11 protein-coding genes are annotated in these 11,890 nt (G+C 59.1%); 5 read left to right on the forward strand and 6 right to left on the reverse strand.

What is annotated here, in order from left to right; genetic code table 11:
• Positions 1-57 precede the first annotated feature (57 nt).
• The gene (carB, locus tag EKK30_RS09120) at positions 58-3,333 is read left to right on the forward strand and encodes a carbamoyl-phosphate synthase large subunit (protein ID WP_290983553.1); all 3,276 of its coding nucleotides are present in this window, start codon (positions 58-60) and stop codon (positions 3,331-3,333) included.
• Positions 3,334-3,470: 137 nt separating this feature from the next.
• The gene (gene greA / locus EKK30_RS09125) at positions 3,471-3,944 is read left to right on the forward strand and encodes a transcription elongation factor GreA (protein ID WP_290983556.1); all 474 of its coding nucleotides are present in this window, start codon (positions 3,471-3,473) and stop codon (positions 3,942-3,944) included.
• A gap of 21 nt (positions 3,945-3,965) precedes the next feature.
• Here greA and EKK30_RS09130 read toward each other — a convergent pair whose 3' ends face one another.
• Both EKK30_RS09130 and EKK30_RS09135 read right to left on the reverse strand, forming a co-directional pair.
• Positions 3,966-4,529 carry a hypothetical protein gene (locus EKK30_RS09130; protein WP_290983559.1) on the reverse strand — a complete coding sequence of 188 codons (564 nt, stop codon included), beginning with the start codon at positions 4,527-4,529 and terminating at the stop codon, positions 3,966-3,968.
• A gap of 26 nt (positions 4,530-4,555) precedes the next feature.
• The gene (locus EKK30_RS09135; RefSeq protein ID WP_290983562.1) at positions 4,556-5,044 is read right to left on the reverse strand and encodes an Lrp/AsnC family transcriptional regulator; all 489 of its coding nucleotides are present in this window, start codon (positions 5,042-5,044) and stop codon (positions 4,556-4,558) included.
• 110 nt (positions 5,045-5,154) lie between these two features.
• Here EKK30_RS09135 and EKK30_RS09140 point away from each other — a divergent pair, with 110 nt between their 5' ends.
• The gene (locus tag EKK30_RS09140) at positions 5,155-6,165 is read left to right on the forward strand and encodes a mitochondrial fission ELM1 family protein (RefSeq protein WP_290983707.1); all 1,011 of its coding nucleotides are present in this window, start codon (positions 5,155-5,157) and stop codon (positions 6,163-6,165) included.
• 33 nt (positions 6,166-6,198) lie between these two features.
• Entirely contained in the window at positions 6,199-6,948 is a 750-nt protein-coding gene (locus tag EKK30_RS09145) for a CPBP family intramembrane glutamic endopeptidase (protein WP_290983565.1), read from the forward strand.
• 15 nt (positions 6,949-6,963) lie between these two features.
• Here EKK30_RS09145 and EKK30_RS09150 read toward each other — a convergent pair whose 3' ends face one another.
• Complete coding sequence (locus EKK30_RS09150; protein WP_290983567.1) at positions 6,964-7,698, reverse strand: DUF1003 domain-containing protein; 735 nt, start codon at positions 7,696-7,698, stop codon at positions 6,964-6,966.
• Positions 7,699-7,852: 154 nt separating this feature from the next.
• Here EKK30_RS09150 and ettA point away from each other — a divergent pair, with 154 nt between their 5' ends.
• Entirely contained in the window at positions 7,853-9,511 is a 1,659-nt protein-coding gene (ettA, locus tag EKK30_RS09155; protein ID WP_290983570.1) for an energy-dependent translational throttle protein EttA, read from the forward strand.
• Positions 9,512-9,585: 74 nt separating this feature from the next.
• Here the strand turns inward: ettA and EKK30_RS09160 are convergent, their stop codons facing one another.
• The 3 genes from EKK30_RS09160 to EKK30_RS09170 form a co-directional block, all read right to left on the reverse strand.
• Entirely contained in the window at positions 9,586-10,203 is a 618-nt protein-coding gene (locus EKK30_RS09160; protein WP_290983573.1) for a PRC-barrel domain-containing protein, read from the reverse strand.
• Between the two features lie 194 nt (positions 10,204-10,397).
• A complete protein-coding gene (locus EKK30_RS09165; protein ID WP_290983576.1) occupies positions 10,398-10,973 on the reverse strand; it encodes an ABC transporter substrate-binding protein in 576 nt (191 codons plus the stop codon).
• 154 nt (positions 10,974-11,127) lie between these two features.
• Positions 11,128-11,637, reverse strand: a complete 510-nt coding sequence (locus tag EKK30_RS09170; protein WP_290983579.1) for a hypothetical protein — start codon at positions 11,635-11,637, stop codon at positions 11,128-11,130.
• Positions 11,638-11,890: the final 253 nt, after the last annotated feature.

Raw genomic sequence — 11,890 nt, forward strand, 5'->3', positions numbered from 1 at the left:
CCCACCCCTGAGCCGACCGCGTCAACCACGCGAGCTTCGGCCAAATTTTTGCGCCGCATGCCAAAACGCACCGACATCAAATCTATCCTCATCATCGGCGCAGGCCCGATCGTCATCGGTCAGGCTTGCGAGTTCGATTATTCCGGCACGCAGGCCTGCAAGGCGCTGAGGGAGGAGGGCTATCGGATCATTCTCGTCAATTCCAATCCGGCGACGATCATGACCGACCCGGATCTTGCGGACGCCACTTATATCGAACCGATCACGCCGGAAGTGGTGACCAAGATCATCGCCAAGGAAAAGCCCGACGCCATTCTGCCGACGATGGGCGGCCAGACGGCGCTCAACACGGCGCTGGCTCTGCACAAGCAGGGCATCCTTCATCGCTATGGGGTCGAGCTGATCGGCGCCAAAGCGGAGGCCATCGACAAGGCGGAAGACCGCAAGCTCTTCCGTGAGGCGATGGTAGAGATTGGTCTCGAGACGCCGCGCTCGCGTCTTGTTCACAACCGCGACGAAGCATCCTCCGCGCTGGAACACGTCGGATTGCCCGCAATCATACGCCCGTCGTTCACGCTGGGCGGGACCGGCGGCGGCATCGCTTACAATCGCGAGGAGTACTTCGAGATCATCGATCGCGGCCTCGATGCTTCGCCTACCTCGCAGGTGCTCGTCGAGGAAAGCGTCATCGGCTGGAAAGAGTACGAGATGGAGGTCGTCCGCGACAAGGCGGACAACTGCATCATCATCTGCTCGATCGAGAATATCGATCCCATGGGCGTGCACACCGGCGACAGCATCACCGTCGCGCCGGCGCTGACGCTGACGGACAAAGAATATCAGATCATGCGTGACGCCTCGATCGCGGTGCTGCGTGAGATCGGTGTCGAGACAGGCGGCTCCAACGTGCAGTTCGCCGTCAATCCCGCCGACGGACGGCTGATCGTCATCGAGATGAACCCGCGCGTGTCGCGCTCGTCGGCACTGGCGTCGAAGGCCACTGGTTTCCCGATCGCCAAGGTCGCAGCCAAGCTCGCGGTCGGCTACACGCTCGACGAAATCCAGAATGACATCACCGGCGGGGCGACGCCGGCGTCTTTCGAACCGACCATCGATTATGTGGTTACGAAAATTCCGCGCTTCGCCTTCGAGAAGTTTCCAGGCGCTGACACCACGCTGACGACTTCGATGAAGTCGGTCGGCGAAGCCATGGCGATTGGACGCACGTTTGCTGAAAGCGTGCAGAAGGCGCTGCGGTCGATGGAGACGGGCCTTACTGGCTTCGACGACATTCAGCTCGAAGGTCTTGGTCAGGGCGATGACAAGAACGTCGTTCGTGCCGCCGTTTCGCGGCCGACCTCGGATCGCATCCTAAAGGTCGCGCAGGCTTTCCGGGAAGGTTTCTCGCTCGACGAGATCCACCAGTATTGCAAGATCGATCCGTGGTTTCTTTCGCAGATCAAAGCGATCGTGGACACGGAAGCCCGCGTCGTCGCTCATGGCTTACCGAAGAGCGCCTCTCAACTGCGTGCGCTCAAGGCGCAGGGCTTTTCCGACGCGCGGCTCGCCAAGCTGGCCAAACTCACCGAAGCAGACGTTCGCAAGTTGCGAAAGGATCTCGGCGTCATCCCGGTGTTCAAGCGCATCGATACATGCGCGGCCGAATTCGCTTCGCCCACCGCCTATATGTATTCGACCTATGAAACGGGTCTTACCGGTGAGCCCGCATGCGAAGCCTTCCCGTCGGACAAGAATAAGATTGTCATTCTTGGCGGTGGCCCGAACCGCATCGGCCAGGGCATCGAGTTCGACTATTGCTGTTGCCACGCCTGCTTTGCGCTGACCGCCGCAGGCTTCGAGACGATCATGGTCAACTGCAATCCGGAAACGGTATCGACAGACTACGACACCTCGGACCGGCTTTTCTTTGAACCATTGACCGCCGAGGACGTGCTCGAAATCATCAGGGTCGAGAGCAGCAAGGGTTCGCTCAAGGGCGTGATCGTGCAGTTTGGCGGGCAGACGCCACTGAAGCTTGCAAGCGCTCTGGAAGAAGCCGGCGTTCCCATCCTCGGTACCTCTCCGGATGCGATCGATCTCGCGGAAGACCGTGATCGCTTCAAAGCGCTGATCGATAAACTGAAACTCAAGCAGCCGAAGAGCGGAATTGCCAAGGCGCCGGACGCGGCTCGCGGCATCGCCGAACAGATCGGTTATCCCGTGGTGATCCGGCCGTCCTACGTGCTGGGCGGTCGGGCGATGGAGATCGTTCACGACGGCGCCGAAGTCGACCGGTATGTCGCGCGCTTGTCAGCTACGCTCGACAGGCCGTCGGAACTCGTCGTGTCGGATAAGCGCCCGCTGTTGATCGACAGTTATCTGACGGATGCGGTCGAGGTTGACGTCGATTGCTTGTCGGACGGCAAGGATACCTTCGTCGCCGGCATCATGGAGCACATCGAGGAAGCAGGCATCCACTCGGGTGACAGCGCATGCTCGCTGCCGCCGCACTCATTGTCTCCGGCGATCATTGCCGAGCTCGAACGTCAGGCGCGGGAACTGGCACTTGCCCTTGGCGTTGTCGGTCTCATGAACGTACAATTTGCGATCAAGGACGAGGAAGTCTTCATTCTGGAGGTCAATCCGCGTGCGTCGCGCACCGTGCCGTTCGTCGCGAAAGTCATTGGACTGCCGATCGCATCGATTGCGTCCGAGGTCATGGCCGGTAAGTCTCTGGCGTCGTTCAATCTGACGAAGCCGGTCTTCGACCACATCGCCGTAAAAGAGGCCGTTTTTCCCTTCGCCCGTTTTATCGGTGTTGATCCTATTCTGGGTCCCGAAATGCGATCGACAGGCGAAGTCATGGGAATTGACCACGATTTCGCAATGGCGTTCGGCAAGAGCCAGCTTGGCGCGGGGCAAAAGTTGCCCGCCAAAGGCACAGTGTTCGTTTCCGTGAAGGAAAGCGATAAGTCGCGCGTGGTCGCCCCGGTCAAAGAGCTGGTGGCGATGGGATTCAAGGTCGTCGCGACCCGGGGAACCAAGCGCTTCCTTGAAGCGCACGACATTCCCTGCGAGCCCATCAACAAGGTATTGGAAGGCCGGCCGCATATCGTGGACGCCATCAAAAACGGGGATATCCACCTTGTTTTTAATACAACTGAGGGTTCGAAAGCTCTGAGCGACAGCAAGGACATCCGGCGCACGGCCTTGCTTCACCACATCCCCTATTATACAACATTGGCAGGGGCGGTGGCGGTTACTCGAGCCATAAAGGCATTGGCATCGGACACGCTGGAAGTAGCGCCCTTGCAGGCGTTCGCCCATCGCTAGCCGTTTACCGACGCGGCCAGGGCACGCTGAAAGGCGGCCGCTTCTGGGCTGCTTTCCTATTTGCCGAAACTGCTGTTACCGTGTGTCGGGGCCTCCCCCGCGATTGATTGAGCCGTTCGAATACGTTGGAGAAGATAATGGAACGGGTGCCGATGACGCTTGAAGGTTACAAGAACCTTGAGGAGGAACTCCAGCGGCTGAAAGCCGTCGAGCGCCCGCGGATCATCGCCGCGATTTCGGAAGCCCGCGCCCATGGGGATCTCTCTGAGAACGCCGAGTACCATGCCGCCAAGGAGCAGCAGGGGCTCAACGAGGCTCGCGTCGCGGAGCTTGAGGACAAGATCAACCGCGCAGAGATCATCGACGTTACGAAGCTTTCCGGCGACACCATAAAATTCGGCGCGACGGTTACGCTTGAAGACGAAGATTCCGGCGAGAAGGTCACTTACACGATTGTCGGCGACACCGAAGCAAACCTTCGGGATCGCAAGATCTCGATCTCCTCACCGATCGCCCGTGCGTTGATCGGCAAGTCCAAGGGCGAGAGCGTCGACGTCACGACGCCGAAAGGCACGCGTACGCTCGAAGTCTTGCAAGTGAAGTGGGGCTGAACCACTCCGACACGGCGGCAGCTAGTCGCTGCCGCCTTCAAAGAATGCCGACGCCGCTTGGCATTCGGCCTTCGAAGGCTTGAGATCGAAGACGCTGTCACCGCCGTCTTTGCCAAGTTCGATATCCTTGTCAGAGCTTTCGAGGGCGAGCCCGTCATCTCCGGTTTGAAGGCGCAGTTCTCCGCCGTCTTTGGGCGTAAGGCTGAAAACGCCGCCATCGCCCGAAACATAGCACTCGAAATCAGTGTCATTGGTCCTGCAGCTGGCGGTTTGACCAATCCATTCCGGTCCAGACTTCAACATCAGAGCGAAGCCCAGTTGAAAGCGGTCGGGCGTGTTTGGCGTGCCGTCGGCGTTGGCCTTTGACAGGTCAATTTCGATCGCTCTAACGCGCTGATCGGGATGGGCGGCAAGTTCCTTGTCCTCATAAGTGCGCGCGAAACAAGGACGGCCGTCGAGGACGTTGGCGAAGTACGTATTGAATAAATCGTCGGATGTCGCCGCTACGGCCAGCGAGACATTCGGGACAAGCGAGAGAACAGCAGCCTTCGTCGTCAGCCTAGCCAATCGAGAAATGTGTCTCATCGACCCTCCAAATTCGCTTGCCGTGATCAGGTTCCCTCGGGGCCAGCGACAGTAATAGGCACGCCCGGTTCGCGTTTGGCGCGTCGGATTGTGAGATAGGTTTTGACGCTTGCGACGTTGGGTGCAGCCGTAAGTTCCTCTAGAACGAAGCTTTGGAACCGTTGCAAGTCGCGGGCAATGCACTTCAATATAAAGTCGCTCTCGCCAGACAGCATGTAGGCCTCACGGACGAGCGGCCATTCTAGTATCCGGTTTTCGAAGGCGCGGAGATCGGTTTCTGCTTGGTTGTGAAGGCGGACCATTGCGAACGCGGTCAGCGCGTAGCCAAGGCGAACCTCATCGACGAGCGCCGTATAGCGGGAAATCAGTCCCGCCTCCTCTAGGGCGCGGACGCGCCGCAGGCAGGGAGGAGCAGAAAGGCCTATGCGATTGGCGAGTGCGATGTTCGTCATGCGCCCATCGGCTTGCAACTCGCGCAAGATACGCCAGTCTATTTCGTCGAGCTCTATTGCCATGGACCGAGCCGTTGCAGGAGGGCTAGAGTAATATCAGGAATGTTGCTGGTCGCGTAAAGTTTCGCATATTTCAATGCGCATCACCGCAGACAGGATCACTCTTGCAGGACATGGCCGCGGTGAACGATCAATCTTTAACGCTGGAAGGTCGGACGGCCTGGATCTTCTCAGACGGGAAGGCCGGACATGAAGCGCAATGTTTTGGCGTCGTGGAAGCCCTCGGATTGCGGGCGGAAGTGAAGCGCAGCCGTCTCTCTGGCCTATACAAGTTGATGGCGCCGTGGGGACCTCTGCCTTCTTCGGAAGTTCCTGGCCCGCCGTGGCCAACGATCGCATTCGCGACCGGGCGAACGACAATCCCTTATATCCGGGCACTTCGTAAGCGCGCTGGGCTCAAGACCTATACCGTCATTCTGATGGATCCGAAGACAGGTCCGAACAGCGCCGACCTGATCTGGGTGCCGCAACACGATCGCCGCCGCGGTTCGAACGTGATTACCACGCTAACCGCGCCGCACCGGTTTTCGGAGGCGCGGCTTGAAGCGCTGCGCACGCAGCCACCGGAGGAAATCGCCGGACTGCCCCACCCGCGGATTGCCTGCCTCATCGGGGGCCCCAATGGCGACTACAACTACACGGCGGCCGACGAGGAGCGTCTGGTGGCGTCGCTTGGCCGGTTAGCGGCAACCGGAGCGAGCCTGATGATCACCACATCTCGCCGCACGCCGGCGACGCTCGCCGACCGCCTTCAGCAGGCGGTGGCCGGAACTAGGTCGCTATTCTGGAACGGGGAGGGCGCGAACCCATATCCCGATTATCTTGCAAGCGCCGACGCCTTCGTCATTACGGCCGACAGCGTCAGCATGACCTGTGAGGCCGCCGCAACAGGACGGCCGATCTTCTTGTTTTCTCCTTCTGGAGGGAGCGCCAAATTCGACCGCTTTCATGCGTCGCTCGCTTCATATGGTGCGACGCGACTGCTGCCGGCAGACGGCGGGCCGTTGCCGACGTGGAGCTACAAGCCGCTCCATTCGGCAAAAGAGATAGCTTCTGAAATTCGCAAGCGCTGGGCCAAGCGCGCGCAAATGCTTCCTGGGCTGGTGTTGGGCGGGGACCGCTAGCGGAGCGACAAGATTGGCAGCAGCGGAGATCGGATGATCGCTTCAATCGCATCCAAAGACTTGCCAGCGCATGGTGAGTATTTCGCGGCAGCTGGTACGCTCGGAAACAATGTAGGAAACGCCAATCCATCAGAAGTGCGGCGCCTGCAGCTCTGGACGGAGTTTGGGCTGATATACGTTGGTCTGCCGCTGTTGATGCGCATTGCAGTGTTCGATTACCGCGTCCCGCTTTTCTACGCCCTGCCTCCGGTGCTTTTGGGCTTCATCGCGTTCCTCTATTTCGATCGAAGCTTCAGCCTGAGAAAGGAACTGGAGCGTTGGCCGTCGGCTGCAACACTGGTTTCAATTCTGGCGACCTTCGCTATCGGTTCCGTCGCCGTCGGGTTGGCGGTTTCTGTCGTGATGCCGGATAGACTTTTCGCTCTCGCTGCCGAGCGTCCGGGTCTGTGGCTCAAGATCATGGTGCTCTATCCGTTCACATCGGTTTTGGCGCAGGAATTTGCCTACCGTGTCTTCTTTTTTCACCGTTATGGCGTGCTGTTCGGCTCGCGCGCGAGTCTGATCGTCGCCAACGCACTCGCGTTTGGCTTCGGCCATATCCTGTTTCGCAACTGGATCGCCGTCGGGGGTACATTCGTTGTCGGGCTGCTTCTCGCCTGGCGCTACGAGCGCACCCGCTCGTTTTGGGCCGTCTATACCGAGCACACCCTCTGGGGTTGGCTCGTGTTCACCATCGGCCTCGGCGTCTACTTCTTCACGGGCGTGAAGAACCCGGCGTGGTGAAGGACGCCCGCAGAGTTACTTCCTCCGCTCGGCCATCTTGTCGAGCTGCAACGATTGGATCTCGGCTAGCCGCTGCCATTGCTTGTTGATCAGGTGGTCCATCTTTTCGTGAAGATGCCGGATTTCGAGTTCCGCCTTGAGATTGACCCTGTAGTCGTTGAGTGATCGCATCCGATCTTTCTCTTCCTGTCTCCGTTGGCTCATCATGATGATCGGAGCTTGAACCGCCGCGATGGTTGAAAGGATGAGGTTGAGCAGGATGTAGGGGTAGGGATCGAAGGCAGCTTCGGCGCGATAGGAATTGAATAGCATCCAAACAGCGAGAAACGCGGCGAACACGATCAGAAAAGTCCAGCTGCCGCCAAAATGTGCCAAGCCATCGGACAAGATTTCACCTAACGAACGATGGGACGAAAATTCCTCTTCCACGTTCTCGGCAAGCGTCTCGTGGGTAGCGAGGCTTTCGGCGACCTGTCGCTCGATCTCGCTGACGTCGCCAGATTCCTCGCGAAGGAGTTCGGTGACGTAGAGCGTGCGATAGCGATCGAGCTCCTTGCGTGAGACGAACGCGTCATCCTTGAGATCAGGATAATCCTTGCGGATACGATCCACCAGGGAGGTCATGACTGTCCCGAGGTTGACCACGTTGCCGCGCGAAAATTCCTTGCCTGTAAGCGCGCAGGCGACCTTGGGCTTCGGGGTCTTACCGTTTTCCAGCACTTTGCCGTTTTCGGTATTTTCTTCAGCCATTCCGGTCGTTCCCTGACGATGCGATCCCATAAAAGCGCGGAAATACCTTGTCGCGGCACGTCGCGCCCGGCTCAATGATATAATTGAGGATGTCGCCGCAATCGGCTAGAAGGCCGATCAATCCCTCGAACTTTTAGTCACAGAGGCGCCGTTCATGGCTGCACATCAGTACGTTTATCACATGCATAAGCTTTCCAAGGCCTATCCCGGCGGAAAGCAGGTCCTAAAAGACATCTCGCTGTCGTTTCTGCCCGGCGCCAAGATTGGCGTCGTCGGCCTCAACGGCGCCGGCAAGTCGACGCTGCTCAAGATCATGGCGGGCGTCGTCGACGACTATATCGGTGAGGCACGGCCGGCCGAGGGCATTAAGGTTGGTTACCTCCCGCAGGAGCCGGAACTCGACCCTGACAAGGATGTCCTCGGCAATGCGATGGAAGGCGTCGCGGAGAAGAAGGCCATTCTCGATCGCTACAACGAGATCGCGGCGAACTATTCCGACGAGACGGCCGACGAGATGACGGCACTCCAAGATCAGATCGACGCGCAGAACCTTTGGGATCTCGATGCGCAGGTTGAGCAGGCACTCGATGCGCTGCGTTCGCCGCCGGGAGACGCGGACGTGACGAAGCTTTCGGGCGGTGAAAAGCGCCGTGTCGCGCTGACAAAGCTTCTGCTTTCCAAACCCGACATCCTGCTTCTCGACGAGCCCACCAATCATCTCGACGCCGAGAGCGTCGCGTGGCTCGAGCGCTACCTGAAGGAATACACGGGCTGCGTCATCCTCGTCACCCATGACCGCTACTTCCTTGACAACATCACCGAATGGACGCTCGAACTCGATCGCGGGCAAGGCGTGCCGTGGAAGGGCAACTATTCCGATTGGCTGGAGCAGAAAGCTAAGCGCGAAGCCGCGGAGAAAGCCCAAGAGGAGAGCAAGCAAAAAGCTCTCTCCCGTGAGCTCGAATGGATCCGATCATCGCCGAAGGCCCGCCAAGCCAAGTCGAAAGCGCGCATCACCGCTTACGAAAAGCTGGCGGACGAAGCTGGGCGCGAGGAAACTGGCCGCGCTTCGATTCAGATCGCTACGGGTCCGCGTCTTGGAGGTGTCGTCATCGAAGCCGACGGTTTGACGAAAGGCTTCGGTGATCGCCTGCTGATCGACAATCTTTCATTCAAGCTGCCGCCTGGCGGCATCGTTGGCGTCATCGGTCCGAACGGCGCCGGCAAAACGACCTTGTTCAAGATGTTGACGGGCGCCGAGAAGCCGGACAAGGGCTCGATCCGTTTGGGCGATACGGTCAAGATCGCTTACGTCGACCAGTCGCGAGCGCATCTCGACGACAAGAAGACTGTCTGGGAAGAGATCTCGGGTGGTCTCGACCAGATGCTGCTGGGAGGCAAGAAGGAAGTCCCAAGCCGCGCCTACTGCGGGTGGTTCAACTTCAAGGGCGCCGATCAGCAGAAGAAGGTCGGATTGCTATCTGGTGGCGAACGCAATCGGGTGCATTTGGCCAAGCTCTTGAAGGAGGGCGGCAACCTGCTGCTCCTCGACGAACCGACCAACGATCTCGACACAGAGACGTTGGGCGCACTCGAAGCAGCGCTGGAAGACTTCCCCGGCTGCGCCGTGGTGATCTCGCACGATCGCTTCTTCCTTGATCGGCTCGCGACACACATCCTCGCATTCGAAGGCGACAGCCACGTCGAATGGTTTGAAGGAAACTTCGCCGATTATGAGGAAGACAAGAAGCGGCGGCTCGGCGATCAAGCGGTCGAGCCACACCGCATCAAGTTCAAGCGCTTCGAACGCTAGAGGATTGCGATGGCGGCTTCGGTCTCAAGAAGAGCGAGCCGGAAGCCGCCATCGAGGCAAACAATTTCGCCCGATCAACCTTTGCTGTTGTCGATGATCGGAAGCTTCTTGGCTTCCTCCGAGCTGAGCGAGAGCTTCACACCATCGCCGACGCTCGTGATCTTGTCGCCGGGAACCTCGAAGACCTTCGCATTGATGCCGGCCGGCATTCCGTCGGTCACCAGGATTTCTTGAATTTTGCCGGAGTCATCGGACTTCACGCCATTGACTTCGCCGATCTTGGCACCGTCGGCACCGAAGACGGCCGCGCCGATCTGAACCTGGCTTGCGGTGATCGCGCCGGCAGGAGCACCTTCGGCCGGTGCGGCTGGTGCCGCAGGCTCAGCAGTAGCAGCTGGCGTCTCCGACTGGACAGGGGGAACCTCTGCCGAATTTCCGCCGGATGGCGCTGCCTCGGGCGCTGCGCCCGTATCGGGGGCGGGCTGTTCAGCGCTCGGCTGGGCTCCCTCCTGCGCGGGAGCCGCTGCGCCGCCGCCATCAGCGGGTGGAGGAGCTGCTTGTTCACCTTCGGGAGCGGGCTGTTGTTGTTCCTGTGCTTGGGTTGTCGCGGAGGCGATCAGCGCCACCGTTCCCAGCGCGAAAGTAATAGCGAACGCCACGCTCGCCGCACGACGCAACTTCGAAAAGCTCATTGGCCCCTCTCTCCCCACCGACTATCTGGCTGCCATATATAGGACGTTAGCGGCCGTATTTCTCGCCAATGCTCGCAGGCGATGCAAGCTGCGGCGCTTTGTCGAGGCAAAGCTAGACGTAATTGGGGCGGGCGCGGAAAGCAAAACGTCGCCCGACGAGGGGCGACGCTTAAAAATCACAGTTAGCGATAGCCTCAGCGGCTGAGCGCTAGAACGAGCGCCCTGGGGTTATTGCCGTTCTCGGTGATGTAGTTCTGGAACAGGTCATCCAGGAAGGATGTCATCCAGAAGCCGACCACCTGAGCGTCGCGAACCTTGTAGCCTTGGCTTGTCTTCATCACGAGCCAGCGGATGTCATAGCCCGAGCCGTCAGCCAGCGTGATGTGACTGTCGACGTTGGTGCCGCCGGCGTCACCTGCACCCTGGCCGGTTACTACGGCACTCGTAACAATGTATTTCGGGCCTTCTTTTGCGGCATATTTCGCGATGAAGTTGACCATGCCGTTGTAGTAGGCGGGCCGGTCCGTCTTAGGCAGCGTGCGAGCGTGAGGGCCGAGTGCGGTCAAACCGATGTTCTGAACGTCCATGTGTCGGCGAAGAACGTTCGCGTAGGCCGACACGCCGCCTTGGCGCTGCGCGTACATCAGCTCGTTCTGAACGCGCTGCATGTAGACGGCCGGTGTCTCCGCGCGCGCTCCAGCTGACGAAAATCCTGCAAAAGCGGCGACTAAAATCACCAGCCAACCGACGGAGCGAACACGCGCCGACATTGCCCACCCCATACCAAACCCTCGCATCTTACGTCCCCTAACCAACCACGAAACGGCAGATGGTCCCATAGGAACTCTGCTACCGCGTCTCAACTCACACAAGCCTCACCGCACGCTAGAGAGGCAACAATCACGTCAAAACAATGCCGAATGGCTATGCGGCCACAGCATTTTGGCTTTGCCGAGGCTTATCGCTGAAGTCGTAGAGCCGGCCTGCCGGCACGAGCGAAAGGCTCAACATACGGCAAAGACTGTCCAATTCCTGCGCCCCTATCCGCTCGGCCACCATCAAGACGATGCTGCGATGCCTGTTGGGATGAACCAGAACGGCTTCCTGTCGGACGCCTGATAGGGATGAGCGCGAATGGAGTGCAACACCTTCGAAGCTCGCGAGCGGCATCTGCCAGAGAGTCGCTGAGAAAGGGGTTCGATCGACGACCTTAACCTCGCCGTCGCGAATATCGACGTAGCGGTCGGAGATCAGTCCCAAAAGGATGTTGCGCAAGGGCCAAACGATCAGCGCGACCCAAAAGACAAGGGCTAGAGCCAGCTCAACGGCGATCATGGGGTGATCGATCAACGCGTTGCGCACTTGAGGTGCGGTTACCGCGTAGATTGCGAAGACCAACTGCGGCAGCACGATGGCGGCAGCAAGTACGGTCATGAGACACAATCCCGGGATTTTTCCCAGCTTGGAATTGGTTTGCCGGATTGTGATGGGGAGGCGATCGCGATCGCCAGAAACTTCAATAACTTCGTAACTTCGTCGCTTCATCACGCCCACTTGGCCCCCGCACTTTGCCGGGGGGAGCTTATGGTAAATTTCGCTAAAAGGCGGTTAACCAACGTCGCATCCCGAGCGCGTGGGGAAATAGAACAATCCGCTTGACATATAAAGATATGTTTATATCTTCCGC

This window comes from Hyphomicrobium sp. (assembly GCF_003987855.1).
GTDB lineage: Bacteria > Pseudomonadota > Alphaproteobacteria > Rhizobiales > Hyphomicrobiaceae > Hyphomicrobium_B.